General features: G+C 34.9%; 13 protein-coding genes and 1 pseudogene. 4 read left to right on the top strand and 10 right to left on the bottom strand.

The genetic code is table 11. The features are described from left to right. Nucleotides 1-140: 140 nt before the first annotated feature. Nucleotides 141-1,139 carry an LLM class flavin-dependent oxidoreductase gene (locus tag EG358_RS17680; RefSeq protein WP_076560987.1) on the top strand — a complete coding sequence of 333 codons (999 nt, stop codon included), beginning with the start codon at nt 141-143 and terminating at the stop codon, nt 1,137-1,139. Nucleotides 1,140-1,377: 238 nt separating this feature from the next. After that, nucleotides 1,378-2,499 (top strand): 3,4-dihydroxy-2-butanone-4-phosphate synthase, encoded by a 1,122-nt coding sequence (ribB, locus tag EG358_RS17675; protein WP_076560988.1) that lies wholly within the window; start codon nt 1,378-1,380, stop codon nt 2,497-2,499. 138 nt (nt 2,500-2,637) lie between these two features. Here the strand turns inward: ribB and fmt are convergent, their stop codons facing one another. The 5 genes and pseudogenes from fmt to folK all read right to left on the bottom strand — a co-directional run bounded on the left by fmt (nt 2,638) and on the right by folK (nt 8,692). Continuing rightward, nucleotides 2,638-3,585 carry a methionyl-tRNA formyltransferase gene (gene fmt, locus EG358_RS17670; RefSeq protein ID WP_076560989.1) on the bottom strand — a complete coding sequence of 316 codons (948 nt, stop codon included), beginning with the start codon at nt 3,583-3,585 and terminating at the stop codon, nt 2,638-2,640. A 75-nt stretch (nt 3,586-3,660) separates the two neighbouring features. After that, the gene (locus EG358_RS17665; RefSeq protein WP_076560990.1) at nt 3,661-5,562 is read right to left on the bottom strand and encodes a RecQ family ATP-dependent DNA helicase; all 1,902 of its coding nucleotides are present in this window, start codon (nt 5,560-5,562) and stop codon (nt 3,661-3,663) included. A gap of 78 nt (nt 5,563-5,640) precedes the next feature. Then, on the bottom strand, nt 5,641-7,095 hold the full coding sequence (locus tag EG358_RS17660) for an OmpA family protein (protein ID WP_076560991.1): 1,455 nt from the start codon (nt 7,093-7,095) through the stop codon (nt 5,641-5,643). A gap of 54 nt (nt 7,096-7,149) precedes the next feature. Continuing rightward, a pseudogene (locus tag EG358_RS17655) lies at nt 7,150-8,253 on the bottom strand (OmpA family protein); the annotation flags it as partial. 10 nt (nt 8,254-8,263) lie between these two features. Then, nucleotides 8,264-8,692, bottom strand: a complete 429-nt coding sequence (gene folK, locus EG358_RS17650) for a 2-amino-4-hydroxy-6-hydroxymethyldihydropteridine diphosphokinase (RefSeq protein WP_076560993.1) — start codon at nt 8,690-8,692, stop codon at nt 8,264-8,266. A gap of 18 nt (nt 8,693-8,710) precedes the next feature. Between folK and sppA the strand changes: the two genes are divergently transcribed. Then, on the top strand, nt 8,711-10,465 hold the full coding sequence (sppA, locus tag EG358_RS17645) for a signal peptide peptidase SppA (protein WP_076560994.1): 1,755 nt from the start codon (nt 8,711-8,713) through the stop codon (nt 10,463-10,465). Between the two features lie 72 nt (nt 10,466-10,537). Here the strand turns inward: sppA and EG358_RS17640 are convergent, their stop codons facing one another. The 5 genes from EG358_RS17640 to rpmB form a co-directional block, all read right to left on the bottom strand. Beyond that, nucleotides 10,538-10,795, bottom strand: a complete 258-nt coding sequence (locus EG358_RS17640) for a GlsB/YeaQ/YmgE family stress response membrane protein (RefSeq protein ID WP_076560995.1) — start codon at nt 10,793-10,795, stop codon at nt 10,538-10,540. Between the two features lie 53 nt (nt 10,796-10,848). Then, on the bottom strand, nt 10,849-11,802 hold the full coding sequence (gene ftsY / locus EG358_RS17635) for a signal recognition particle-docking protein FtsY (protein ID WP_076560996.1): 954 nt from the start codon (nt 11,800-11,802) through the stop codon (nt 10,849-10,851). A 185-nt stretch (nt 11,803-11,987) separates the two neighbouring features. Beyond that, nucleotides 11,988-12,140 (bottom strand): DUF4295 domain-containing protein, encoded by a 153-nt coding sequence (locus tag EG358_RS17630; RefSeq protein WP_002976755.1) that lies wholly within the window; start codon nt 12,138-12,140, stop codon nt 11,988-11,990. 19 nt (nt 12,141-12,159) lie between these two features. Further along, the gene (gene rpmG / locus EG358_RS17625) at nt 12,160-12,342 is read right to left on the bottom strand and encodes a 50S ribosomal protein L33 (protein WP_027373683.1); all 183 of its coding nucleotides are present in this window, start codon (nt 12,340-12,342) and stop codon (nt 12,160-12,162) included. A gap of 4 nt (nt 12,343-12,346) precedes the next feature. Further along, the gene (gene rpmB / locus EG358_RS17620; RefSeq protein WP_034760742.1) at nt 12,347-12,589 is read right to left on the bottom strand and encodes a 50S ribosomal protein L28; all 243 of its coding nucleotides are present in this window, start codon (nt 12,587-12,589) and stop codon (nt 12,347-12,349) included. A gap of 239 nt (nt 12,590-12,828) precedes the next feature. Here rpmB and EG358_RS17615 point away from each other — a divergent pair, with 239 nt between their 5' ends. Continuing rightward, nucleotides 12,829-14,541, top strand: coding sequence for a T9SS type A sorting domain-containing protein (locus EG358_RS17615; RefSeq protein ID WP_076560997.1), 1,713 nt, complete (start codon nt 12,829-12,831; stop codon nt 14,539-14,541). Nucleotides 14,542-14,622: the final 81 nt, after the last annotated feature.

Raw genomic sequence — 14,622 nt, 5'->3', positions numbered from 1 at the left:
CGTAAAAATTTTACCTTAAATATAAAAATATTGTACAACTTCTAATAGTTTTTCCCACAACACACCAATCAATTCCATCAATTACAAAAAGTAACCAATGCAATTTATTAGCCTTAACTTTGCTTGGTTAAATTTAATAAATGAAAAATTTTAATATATCCGTGCTTGATTTGGCTCCCGTAAAACAGGGGAAAACCATTCACGATACTTTTCAGGACAGTCTGTCTTTGGCAAACTTTGCTGAAAATTTAGATTATAAAAGATTCTGGCTTGCCGAACATCACAATATGGAAAGCATTGCCAGTTCCGCAACCTCGGTTTTGATAGGTTTTATCGCCAACGGAACAAAAAAAATAAGAGTCGGCTCTGGAGGAATTATGCTTCCAAATCACAGCTCTTTAGTTATTGCCGAACAATTCGGAACTTTAGAATCACTTTTCCCGGGAAGAATTGATCTTGGTTTGGGAAGAGCTCCGGGAACAGATGGTCTGACGGCGCAGGCTTTAGGAAGAAATCCGGCAATCATCAATGAGCAATTCCCGAGACAGATTTTAGAATTGCAGAAATACTTTTCCAAAGAAAATTCAAATGCTTTGGTTCGTGCAATTCCGGGTGAGGGTTTAGATATTCCGATGTATATTCTCGGTTCTAGTACAGATAGCGCCTGGTTGGCTGCAGAATTGGGTCTTCCGTATGCTTTTGCAGGACATTTTGCTCCTGAACAAATGGATATGGCTTTTAAAATTTATAGAGAACATTTTGAGCCTTCAAAATATTTAGACAAACCTTATGTTTTGGCTTGTGTGAACGGTGTTGCTGCAGAAACTTCTGAAGAAGCACACTTTCTTTCTACGACTTTATTTCAGGCGTTCATTAATATTATCAGAAACGACAGGAAACCTTTTCCAGCACCGATTGAAGATATGGATACTGTTTGGTCGGCGACGGAAAAATCGATGGTTTTACAGAAATTAAAATTTAGTTTTATCGGAAATCAAGATGAAATTGCTGAACAGATTAAAAACTTTCAGGAAAAATATCAGGTGGATGAATTGATGATCAATTCTCATATCTATGACCACCAGAAAAGACTGGAATCGTATGAGATTATAAGGAAAGCCACAGATTCTTTGTTTTAATTTTAAATCCCGCAGATTTCACAGATTGACGCAGATATTTTTAAGTTTAAAATGAAAATCAAACATTTTGAAAATTATGTATTCTCAATATTTCAAAGCTTTGGCTAAAAACTTATATGACTCATGTGTTAAAATCTTCTGCAACTTTTATAGTTAAGCGAAAGCGGTCGCACAAACCGCTCATATTAATTGTTGATGCTTATTTTTATGAGTATCTTTGCGAAAATTTAAAGTAAAAATGTCTGATATTAAATTAAATACTATTCCTGAGGCCATTGAAGACCTTAAAAATGGTAAAATAATCATAGTGGTAGACGATGAAGACAGAGAAAATGAAGGTGATTTTCTTTGTGCTGCCGAACTAACGACACCTGAACTGATCAATTTTATGGCTGTTCACGGAAGAGGGCTTATTTGTATGCCGCTTCCTGAAAAAAGATGTGATGAATTAGGATTAGATGTAATGGTAAGCCGAAGCAGCGATCCTAAAGAGACTGCATTTACCGTTTCTGTAGACCTTTTAGGTGACGGAACTTCTACCGGAATTTCTGCTCAGGACAGAGCAAAAACCGTTTTAGCTTTGATGAATGAAAAGTCTAAGCCTACAGATTTTATGCGTCCGGGTCATATTTTCCCTCTTCGTGCAAGAAAAGGTGGCGTTCTGAAAAGAGCGGGCCACACCGAAGCAGCAATCGATCTTACTTGTCTTGCAGGTTTGAAAGAAGGTGGAGTGATCTGTGAGATTATGAATGAAGACGGATCGATGTCTCGTTTGCCGGAATTGTTTGCTTTTGCTCAGAAACATGATATGAAGATCGTATCTATTGAAGATCTGATTCATTATCAGCTTAAAAAAGGAAATCTTATCGAAAGACTGGAAGAAAGAAAAGTAAACACTGCTTATGGTGAATTTGACTTTTTTGCTTTCAGAGAAACCTCAAACGATCAGATCCACTTTGCTTTAACAAAAGGGAGCTGGGCTGTAGATGAGCCGGTTTTGGTGAGAGTACAGTCTTCTGATTCTTATTTTGATGTGTTGACAAGATTAAATAACGGTGAAAAACCATTGTTGGAAAAAGTAACATCAATGGTGAATGAAGCAGGAAAAGGAGCGATAATTTTTATTAATAATGTATCTAATTCTGAAAATACACTAAAAAAATTACAGCAGTTTTTAAATTATCAGGACGGACAGCAAAAGCATCCAACTGCTGCTTTCAATTACAGAGATTACGGAATCGGAACTCAGATTCTGAAAAATTTAGGAATTAATAAATTTAAAGTAATCACTCAAAATCCTACTGTAAAACCTCAGGTTGGAGGTTATGATGTTGAGGTGACAGAGATGGTTCAACTTTAAAAGTGAAATATTAAAATGTGAATTGTCAAAAGTCAATTTTGCTTCGCAAGTGAATTTGTTGCAGTTTTTGAATTGACAATGAAATTAATTGACTTCAGAGAAAATTCACTATTCACAATAAAAAATGGCTTGATTTTCTCAAGCCATTTTTATTTCGTCGAAATTTCTAAATCCGTTTAGAAAATCTTTAACATTCATTCTTTTCTTTCCTTCCAACTGTAATTCTGAAGGGAAATACATTCCGTCTTTTGTATAGATTTTAAATTCATTTTTTGAAATTTCTAAACTTCCGATTGGTTTTCCGTGATCTGAAAGTTCAAATTTTCCGTTGTATATTTTTAATCCTTTTTCTTCTTCACCAATTTTTAAAGTCGTGAAAGCTGCCGGATAAGGCGACATTCCTAAAATAAACTGATGAACTTCTTTTGAATTTTTCGTCCAGTCGATTCTGGTGTCTTCTTTGAAGATTTTAAAAGCATTTTTAGGATGTTCTACTTCAGGCTGAGGTTTTTCTATGATTGAATTTTCTGCTAGTCCATCCAATGTTTTTACCACCAATTTTGAACCCATTTCCATTAATCTGTCGTGCAAACTTCCTGCATTTTCATTTTCTAAAACCGGAATTTCTTCCTGTAATAAAATATTTCCTTCATCAATTTTTTCGTTAATAAAGAAAGTGGTTGCACCAGTTTTTTCTTCACCGTTAATTACCGCATAATTAATTGGAGCGGCACCTCTGTAATCTGGAAGCAATGAAGCATGAAGATTGAAAGTTCCCATTTTTGGCATTTCAAACAATACTTTAGGCATCATTCTGAAAGCGACTACTACAAAAACATCAGCATCTAATTTTCTTAATTCTTCTAAAAATTCAGGATTTCTCAATTTTTCAGGTTGAAAAACAGGAATATTGTTTTCGGAAGTATAAATTTTTACAGGAGACTGATTGATCTTTTGTCCTCGTCCGCTTGCTTTATCGGCAACGGTTACAACGCCTACAACTTCGTGATGAGATTGATGAATGGCTTCCAATGCAGTCTTTGCAAACTCCGGAGTGCCCAAAAAAACGACTTTCAATGATTTCATAATGCAAAGATAAACTCTTGAGTTATAAGTTAGAAATTATGAGTTATGAATTTTTTAATTGTTATTACTTATTACTTATGTCAACGCATACGTTCTAAAATTCAGCATTTTTACTTTTCCGGAATCTAATAAGAAAATAAGATTTTCTAATATATTTTCTTTGGTCTGAAATTGTAACTGCACAGAAATTTCTTCAATAGTTGCTGGCTTTTTATTTAAAACATTCAAGATTTCCAGAGAAACATTTTTACCAAAGATAGATTGTTTGTTTTTTTCGCATACAGTGCATTGTCCGCAGTTTTTAGTGTTTTTTTCGCCAAAGTAGGAGAGGATCAATTTCATTTTGCAGTATTGATTGTCCTCGATGAAAAATTTCATCTCTTCCCATTTCTGGATTTTGTTTTTCTGAATATGCTCAAAAAGATTCCAATATAGGCTGTTGATAGCTCTTTCGTCCCGTGGTTTCAAAAATTTTACACTTGCCAAAGCTCCATCAATATATTCAAGATAATTTTTCTGCTGTAATTCTTTCAGACGTTCTTTGATCAGATGAATACTCACTCCTATTTTATTGCTTACATTTTGCTCGCTAAACATCACTTTGTGTGTTGTAATTCCTGAAACGGAACGCAAAAGAAGTTCGATAAAATAAGCATCTTTCTGGGGAAGCTGATCAATTTCATCAGGCTTAATTAAAAGTTCGAGTGACGATAAACTTTTGTTGCTGTTGTGGAAAATGATTTCCTGGGTATGAAGGAAATTCAGAACGTTTTTAATCTTCGCTGTTGAAAGTTTCGTGAAACTTTGGATTCCTGAAGCATTTAATTGGAAAACTTTTTCGGGAAGCTCAAATTCAGCCACCTGAAATTTGGAATACAAATAAGAGATAATCTTTAGAAACTCAGCTTTATTTGGAATCTGATTTCTTAGAATTTGATCAAAATTTGAAATCTCCTGTTTGTTCCAAAGCATGAATGCATAACTTTTTTTTCCATCTCTTCCGGCACGCCCTATTTCCTGATAATAATTTTCAATCGACTGAGAAGGAGAGAAGTGAATGACGAAGCGTACATTATCTTTATCGATTCCCATCCCAAAAGCATTGGTTGAGATTAATACATTTTGATCACTGTTGTTCCAGAAATTTTGTCTTTCGTTTTTTTCTTTTGTTGATAACCCTGCATGGAAATAATCAACATTCTGAATCTTATGTCTGTGAAGAAATTCAGTGAGTAATTCGGCATCTTTTCGGGTTCTCACATAGATGATTCCCGACTCTTTAGCGTATTTAAGGATGTTAAAAACCTTTTGATATTTATCTGAAATCTCTTCGGTGAAAATTTTAATATTGTCTCTTTTGAAACTTTTTTGAAATACCTGTGGATCTTTAAGTTCCAGTTTATTTTTAATTTCATCTAAAACTTTTGGAGTTGCCGTTGCGGTTAATGCAAGACACGTAATTTCCGGATTGTTTTTTCTGAAATCTTTAATGTTCTGATAACTGGGTCTGAAATCTTGTCCCCATTCTGAAATACAGTGCGCTTCATCGACTGCAATAAATGACAACTGAATTTCCTCAATTTGTTGAATAAATAATTTATTGGTTAATCTTTCGGGTGAGACATATAATAATTTTGTGAGGCCGTCTTTGCATCTGTTATAAATGACTTCGGCATCAAACTCATCCAATTCCGAACTAAGATATTCTGCTTCAATTCCTCTGAATTTTAATTGGTTGACCTGATCTTTCATCAATGCCAATAAAGGTGAAATGACAAGACAAGTTCCTTCCTGAAGCAAAGCGGGAAGCTGATAACATAATGATTTTCCGGCACCGGTGGGAAGAAGAACTAAGGTGTCTTTTCTGTTAATAACAGAGTCTATAATCTGTTCTTGCGCATCTCTAAATTGATCGTAACCCCAAAAATGTTTAAGGGTTTTATTTTTAAGTTCATTAAAATCTTGCGAGGAAATCATAAGGTAAATGTAAGGAAAGTATTGACACAAAAAAAGCCACGCAATGCATGGCTTTAATTATATAATAAGAATTTTTTATTATTTAGCTTCGAAGTAAACTCTTCTGTTTGCTCTGTTTTTCCATTCAGGACATTTGGTAGCAGGATCACACTCTGGGTACTTAAGGTCTTTTTCACCTCTACCTACAGCGTTTAATTTAGAAGAATCTACACCATTTTTGATCAAATAGTTTTTAACACTGTTTGCTCTTCTTTCAGACAATTTTTGGTTGTACTCGTCAGAAGCTCTGGTATCAGTTGCTCCAATTACGGTATAGGTACCGCTTGAAGAGTTGATATAGCTTACAGCATTGTTTAGGATAGGTGTGTTATTTGGTAAAATTCTGTCCGAATTTAAATCAAACTCGATTCCTTCCATGTTAGTCACAGTTTCGTCAATTGGTCCTACCGGAGTAGTCGGCGTCAATGGACATCCCTGATTTTCTACCGGGCCAGGAACTGTTACACACTTGTCGTAAAGATCGATTACACCGTCTAAATCTGCATCAAGAGCTACACCAGCACCGTCAACTCTTGCTCCTGCAGGAGTATCAAGTTGTCTGTCCCAATCGTCGCAAACTCCGTCATTATCGGCGTCTCCTTTTTTACAAACTTCAATATCCTGGTTTTTGTTAGCCAAAACATCTAATTTATAATAAATCTCTTGTAATGGGTCATGCCACATTAGGTGAGATTCGTGTTTTCCTAATTTTAAAGATAGACCAATTGTAGCGTTGAAGAAGTTATCAGAAACCTGCTCTTCTCTTTGATTAATAGCGCTATATTGAGCTCCACCACCGTCAAATTCATCATCACCTGTGTAAACATACATTAGTCTTCCTTCAAGATCTAATCTTCTGTTTACTTTAAATTTAAGTCCAGCTCCTGCTTGTCCGAAGAAAGAACCAAATTTAAAAGGTTTAATTTCTGTCATTAATCTCTGTCCGTTAGCATCTTTCTGATAGGCTCTGTAGGCAATTGTACCAATACCTGCATAACCATGTAATGCCCATCTGTACGTAGACTTGTTATCAACTCTTCTTAAAAGATTTGAAAAATTAATATCTCCCAATAAAGAGATTGCATCATATTGTGTTCTTGCACCTACTTCATTTAAATTATTAGAAGGAGCAGGATCTTTTGTATTGAACCAACCTTGTCTTGTTTCACCTCTGTCATACTGTAAATTAATACCGAAAGCATGAGTAATTGCTTTGTCGACACTCACATAAGCAGAGTAACCGAAAAGATTTTTACCGTTACCGTTTTTAATGGAAGTTAAATCTCCCGATTGAAGTAAAGGTACACCTGCACCAAATGACACTGCCCAATCATTAAATCTTTTAGATTTTTGAGTGAACGGTGAAACGTTGGCAGAGCCAGAAGAAAATGTATTTGGATACTCGTCGGTAGAAACTACGGCTATTGAATCTTGTGCATAGCTCGCTGTAGGAACAGCTAGTGCTAAGGCAACAATTGCTAAACTTAATTTCATAGTATGTATTTTTTTATTTAGTTAATTAAATGAATTATTATTTGATGCTTAATTGGTTGGGCAGCCATTATTATCAACTGACCCAGGAACAGTTACGCATTTATCATATAAATCGATGACACCATCAAGATCCAGATCCAATGCTACACCGGCACCATCAACTCTCGCTCCTGCAGGAGTGTTCAGTTCTCTGTCCCAGTCGTCGCATACGCCATCATTATCGTTGTCCCCTTTCTCACATACAACCAGATCACTTGCTGTATTTTCTAGTACATTTGCTCTGTAATAAACTTCTTGTAAAGGATCGTGCCACGTTAGGTGAGACATATGTTTACCTAATTTAAATGATACACCTAAATTAACGGTAAGCATATTATCTGATCTTTTATCATTGATCATGTTATATTTTGAGTTACCACTGGTAGGATCGTAATCTGCAGGCTCTGCATAACCGCCACCGTCAAATTCATCATCACCACTGATAACATACATTGCTCTGGCTTCGATATCGATAAGTCTAGAAACATTATATTTCAGACCCGCACCAAATTGGTAAAAAAATGAGCTAATATCAAGTTTTTGATCTATAAACAAAGGTACTCTTCTAGGTGAATTGCTCCATCTAAATTCATCATTATCGTGTAAAGATGTGTTGAAGCTCATTAAGCCGATTCCTCCATAACCATGGAAAGCCCATCTGTAAGGTGAATGATTATCTGCTCTTCTCAGAAGATTAGACAAATTAACATCTGCTAATAGAGCAATCTGATCATATTTTGTCTTTGCTTCTCCTACACCCGCTGTTAACCCACGAGAACCCCACTGTATTCCTTTTTGGTTGGTTTCACCTCTTTGGTAGGCAAGGCTTATTCCGAATGTATGAGAGATTTGTTTGTCGATACTTACATAGCTGTTGTATCCCCAATTAACCTTTTTATCATAAAAAGAAGTAAGATCCGAGTTCATCATAAATGCTGCACCGCCACCTACAGAAATAGACCAATCGCTGAATCTTCTTGCTTTATTGTCAAATTTTTGAATATTTGCAGAGCCGGAAGAGAACGTATTGGGATACTCATTGGTAGAGTTTACGGAAATACTGTCCTGTGCATAGGTAGCAATAGGCAAAGCGGCCAATAATAATAAACCTAATTTCATACAATATGTTTTATGTGTTTGTTTTTTTAAATAAATCCTTTAATAATATCCTGGAAAATTCCCTTTCAAAAAGATGTCTGTTATGAGGGATTTCTAATCTTTCTGATACAAATTTTAATTCACCATACTTTACAATATCAATATCTATAATTCTGTCTGTATAAACTTTTGAAACTGTAGAATCAGTAAGCCGACCCATATCAATTTCTATTTTTTTCACGTAATCAAGCAGTTGTATAGGTGATAGGTGAGTAGATATTATTGTTGCAATATTACAAAAAATATTAGAACTGGCAAATTCTACGGGTTCTGATGTTAAGTATTCACTTTTTTTTAATATTGTACAGGTCTCACTTAGTTTGTTTAAAGCGGTGTCAATATTATTTTTTTGGTCACCAATGTTACTTCCTAGTAACAAAACCACCTTATGTTGCGACATATCGGAAAATGATTGTTTATGAAGAGTTTCTTTAAAAATGTATTCGCAAATATAGTGGCTATTGTCATATTATGTTTCGTGTTTTTCTTCTTTTTTATTATTATGATTGCGATCAGCTCAGTGAGTGGAGAGAAATCTGTTAATGTAAAAAAGAATTCTGTTTTAACTATTAATTTAAAGACATCTATTATTGATAGTCCTACAGAAGAACAACAAAGTATCTTTAATTTAAAAGATAAAAATACAAACATCCTGATTTATGATGCTGTAGAAGCTATTCATAAAGCAAAAAATGATGATAATATTAAAGGTATAAGTATCGAAACAGATAATATTAATGCAGGAACTACGCAGATTGATGATCTGAGAAATGCCATCGAAGATTTTAAAAAGAGCGGAAAATTTGTTTATGCATACGGGAATTCTGTTTCTCAGGCTTCTTATTATCTAGGTTCTGTTGCAGATCAGTATTATCTGAATCCGTCTGGTGGAATTGAGCTTAAAGGTCTGGCAACTGAAGTTACTTTCTTTAAAGATTTTGCCGAAAAATATGGTATCGGTATTGAAGTAATCCGTCACGGTAAGTTTAAATCTGCTGTTGAGCCTTTTTTAAGAAATGATATTTCTCCCGAAAATAAAGAGCAATTGAGTACTTTATTGAATGATATCTGGGGGAATACTTCATCAAAGATGGCAGCTTCAAGAAAAATGCAGTCTGAGGAATTCAAAACTGTTGTTGACAGCTTATATGGAATGATTCCTGATTTAACTGTAAAATATAAATTGGCAGATAAACTGATTCAGAAAACTGAATATGATCAATTGATCAGAACTAAGCTAAGTCTTGCTGAAAAGGATAAATTAAACAAAGTTTCACTTCAAAAATACATCGATTCATTTGATGATAAAGACAGCTCTGGTGAAAAAGTAGCGGTTTTGTATGCATCAGGTTCTATCAATAATGGCGATGAATACAGTGATATTTATTCTGAAAAATATATCAAATACATTAAAGAGCTTCAGAAAGATGATAAGGTAAAAGCGGTCGTTTTAAGAATTAATTCTCCGGGGGGAAGTGCAAATGCTTCTGATGAGATTTTATTTGAACTTCAACAGTTGAAAAAAACAAAACCTCTAGTAGTTTCTTTTGGTGATTACGCTGCTTCAGGCGGTTATTATATTGCAATGGGTGCCGATAAAATTTATTCTGAACCGAATACTTTAACAGGATCTATCGGAGTTTTCGGAGTATTGCCTTACTTTAAAGATATTGCCAATAAAAACGGCGTGCGTTCTGATATTGTTGCTACCAATGCCAACTCAGCGTATTATTCTTCATTGCACGGTCTTACGCCTTATGGAGTAAATTTAATGACGAGAAGCGTAGAAGGTACTTACAAAAGATTTGTATATTTTGTAACACAGAACAGAAAGAAAACTTTCGAGCAGATCGATAACATCGGAGGCGGAAGAGTTTGGAGCGGAGTTCGTGCAAAAGAAATCGGTTTGGTAGACGAATTGGGAACTTTAAATGATGCCGTGAAATTTGCTGCACAAAAAGCAAACTTGAAATCTTACAACGTTGCTTCTTATCCTAAAAGAATGACTGCTTTTGAGCAGATTTTTGATGACATGAATGAAGACGACATCTCTGCAAGAGTGATCAAAAACAAAATTGGTAAAGCAAACTATGAAATTCTGGAACAGCTTACCGATGAGAAATTAAAATCAGAGGTGAAAATGGAAATGCCTTACAGAATCAAAATCAACTAAATTATATTGTTCATAAAAAATCCCGATTTGAAAATTTCAAATCGGGATTTTATTTTTTTTTAAAGGATTTTTTTATTTCCTAGTAGCCATTCCGTAAAGCCAAAGTACAATGATAGCACCACCAATGGCAAGGAACCAGCTTCTGAAGTTCCAGAAAGAATCTACATCACCCCAGTGAAGAATATATACTCCAATAAGGCCACCGATGAAGGCACCAACGATACCAAGAATAATCGTGATAAGCCAGCCACCGCCTTGTTTTCCAGGCATAATCATTTTAGCAAGTGCTCCTGCCAATAGACCAAAGATAATCCAAGTAATAAATCCCATAATTTTAATTTTTTAATGTTAATAATTTGAATAATTTGTTTTCAAAAGAGAATTTATCTCTTCTTGAAGAACGAATCTACAAACTCTGTACCATTAAAAAGTTGAAGGTCTTGCATCTTTTCTCCAACACCTATATATTTTACCGGAATCTGAAACTGATCTGAAATACCAATGACAACTCCGCCTTTTGCGGTTCCGTCTAATTTGGTTACTGCTAAAGCATTCACCTCAGTTGCTGCTGTGAATTGCTTGGCCTGTTCAAAAGCGTTTTGTCCTGTAGAGCCGTCAAGAACCAATAAAATTTCATGAGGCGCATCAGGAATTACTTTCTGCATCACCCTCTTGATTTTAGAAAGCTCATTCATCAAATTAATTTTATTGTGAAGCCTTCCTGCCGTGTCAATAATAACCACATCAGCATCTTGAGCAACGGCGCTTTGCACGGTATCAAAAGCTACAGAAGCAGGGTCAGAGCCCATGTCCTGTTTTACAATAGGAACGCCCACTCTTTCACTCCAGATAACAAGCTGGTCTACTGCTGCAGCTCTAAATGTATCTGCAGCACCCAAAACTACCTTTTTGCCTTCAGATTTAAACTGATGAGCCAGCTTTCCGATAGTGGTCGTTTTTCCTACGCCGTTTACGCCGACAACCATAATAACGTATGGTTTTTTACTTGTATCAATGTTGCCGCTTCCTGCATGAGGATTTTCCAAAAGAAGCCCGGAGATTTCTTCACGTAGAATTTGGTCTAATTCGTTTACGCCGACATATTTGTCTCTGGCAACACGTTCTTCAATTCTCTCAATGATTTTAATGGTCGTAGAAGCGCCAACGTCTGAAGCAATAAGTATCTCTTCCAGATTATCCAGAACCTCGTCATCTACTTTGCTTTTGCCGACTACGGCTTTAGTCATTTTTTCAAAGAAACCCTGATTAGATTTTTCCAGACCTTTATCTAAAGTTTCTTTTTCTTCTTTTTTGAAAATATTTTTAAACCAACTCATTGTATGAATTATGGAATTTTAATTAATGATGGAAGCTGGGCGTAGGAAGTTGGATGTTAAAACCACAATGTCTTATTTTGTAAACATCCGGCATCCAACATCTGACTTCCAGCTCAGAAAGCAAAGATAACAAAAAAACTACCCAAAATATGAGTAGTTTTTTGTATTGTAAATAAAGTTGTGAATTATTTTTTCAAATAACCGTCAACTTCGTCTGCATTCATTACTTTTTCTTCGAAAACGTAAGCTCCTGATTTAGAAGACTTCACCATTTTCACGACTTTAGTCATTTTTTTTGACTGTCCGCTTTGTAGGGTTGCTACTACTTTCTTTGCCATGGTAAATTATATTTATAAATTACTTGATTTCTTTGTGAAGGGTAGATCTCTTAAGAACCGGATTGTATTTTTTCAATTCCAATCTTTCTGTAGTGTTCTTTTTATTTTTTGTAGAAATGTATCTAGACATTCCTGGCATACCGCTTTCTTTGTGCTCTGTACATTCAAGTATTACTTGAACTCTATTTCCTTTTTTTGCCATGATTTTAGTTCTTTTTAATCAATCCTTCTCTGATGCCTCTTTCGATAGCCTCTTCGATTCCAATCTTGTTAATGATTCTCAATCCATGAGCTGAAACTTTAAGCGTAACATGCTTGTCTTGCTCTGGAAGGTAAAATTTCTTTTCCAATAAGTTAATTTCAAAACGACGCTTCGTTTTGTTATTAGCGTGGGAAACGTTGTTACCAACCATTGCACGCTTTCCTGTTATCTGGCAAATTCTTGACATATCTCGATGTTCTTATTTGTATAATATTTGAGGTTGCAAAATAACGAAGTTTTTTTTAGATAGACAAGTCTTTGTATAAATTTTATAATAAATATTTATCATTTTTAATGACTTACCCATTCATTTACATTCTTTAAAGTCTCTCAGATGCGGTCATGTGATAAATATCAGTCTTCATTTTAAACCTGAAATAATATTTGACAGTATCTTTGTTTTTAATTAATCTAAATAAAAATAAAATGAAAAAGTTGTATATTTTTGCTTTTTTTATTCCCATGATGTTTCAGTCTCAAACTTTTTCTGAAGTTTCCAGCAGCATAAAAAATTTCTATTACGGATCCAGCGACATCGGGGATTTTAATAATGACGGAAAACCGGATGTTGTATACAATGGTGCTGTAGATAATAATGCAGACGGAACCGCAGATGTTACATTTAACGAAGCTTATATTAATAATAACAGTGTTTTTTCTGCTTATGGAGATTTAGGAACAGATGTTACGCATTTAGGAGATATTAAATTTATAGATTATAATAATGACGGATTATTAGATATTGTTTCTACAGGTTTGAGTTATCAGGATGTTGTTAATTATAAGCATTATCGATTTTTAAATACAGGATCAGGCTTTTCGAAAGTTGAAGATACTGCCGGAAAAGTTTACGGCTCTATAGAAGTTTTTGATTTTAATCATGATGGAAAACAGGATTATGCAATCAACGGGCCTCAATATGTGCACGGAACCGGTTTTGTCTATGATTTAAGTTTTTACAAAAACTCAGGAAATGGTTTCCAATTAACTCAGTCATGGCTTTCCGGAACGCAGAACGGAAGTTTTAAAGTTTTAGACCTGAATAACGATCAGCTTTTAGATGTAGTTATTTTCGGGTATGACAAAGATACAAATCCAGTTTTTAAAGTATATCTAAATTCGAATGGCACACTTCAGGAATCTCAGACTTTATTGCCTTTAGCCAGTGGGAAATTGGCTTATGCAGACTTCAATGCAGATGGTTTTTTAGATTTGGCGGCGATTGGTCAGGATGGAAATTATGATGAATATCTTGGAGTCTTTATGAATGACGGAACGGGACAGTTTACAACACATGCAATTTCCGGAGAAGGGCTTTCTGCTTCAAGTGTAGATGTTGGAGATCTTAATAATGATGGGTATTACGATTTTGTAGTCATTGGTGATGATAAAAATAATGACGGAGCGGTGAATGTTTTTCTTTACAATCCGGCTTCTCAATCTTTTACAAAAGCGAGCAATACTTCTTTGTATAATCTTGGCGGAACAGGAAATGTAAGGCTTTTTGATTATGACGGAAACAATCATCCAGATGTTTTAATGACGGGTTTCGATTGGGCTGATCCTGATTTAAATTCATTCACTAAATTGTATAAAAATACATCTACGGAAACAAATTTAAAACCAACCGCTCCAACTCATTTAAATTTAAACAAAAACGGGAATACATTCAATTTTACATGGAGTGGCGCAACCGATGATAAAACTCCGGTCAATGCTTTACAATATGAAATTAAAGTCGGAACAAGTCCGGGAGCACAAGATGTAGCGAAATATATTGTGACCACACCTTCCTGGTTTTTAACACTTGATTCTTCTATTCAGCAAGTATATTGGAGTGTAAGATCAATTGATGCATCCAAAGTTTACTCCGATCCATCGGTAGAAAATACATTAGGCGTAAATGATTTTTCACCGAAGACAAAACTGTCGATATATCCAAATCCGGCTTCTGAAAAAGTTTTTATTAAAGGTGAAAAAGCTTCTGCAGTAGAAATGTACTCAATGGATGGTAAAAAACTCAATGTACAGCTTAACAGCGATCAGTCGGTAACCGTTTCTGATCTTCCAAAAGGAATGTACATTCTGAAAATTAAAATTAAAGATAACTGGATAACCCAAAAACTAATGATCAAGTAAATAGTAGTTTGAATTTGATTTTTAAACTTAAATTAAACAGAGAAAACCAGCTGAAAGGCTGGTTTTCTATTTATATGAAAC

The sequence above is a fragment of the Chryseobacterium indoltheticum genome (assembly GCF_003815915.1).
In the GTDB taxonomy this organism is placed as follows: domain Bacteria; phylum Bacteroidota; class Bacteroidia; order Flavobacteriales; family Weeksellaceae; genus Chryseobacterium; species Chryseobacterium indoltheticum.
The sequence above is the reverse complement of the archived record's forward strand: the minus strand, read 5'-3'. Positions and strand labels throughout refer to the sequence as shown.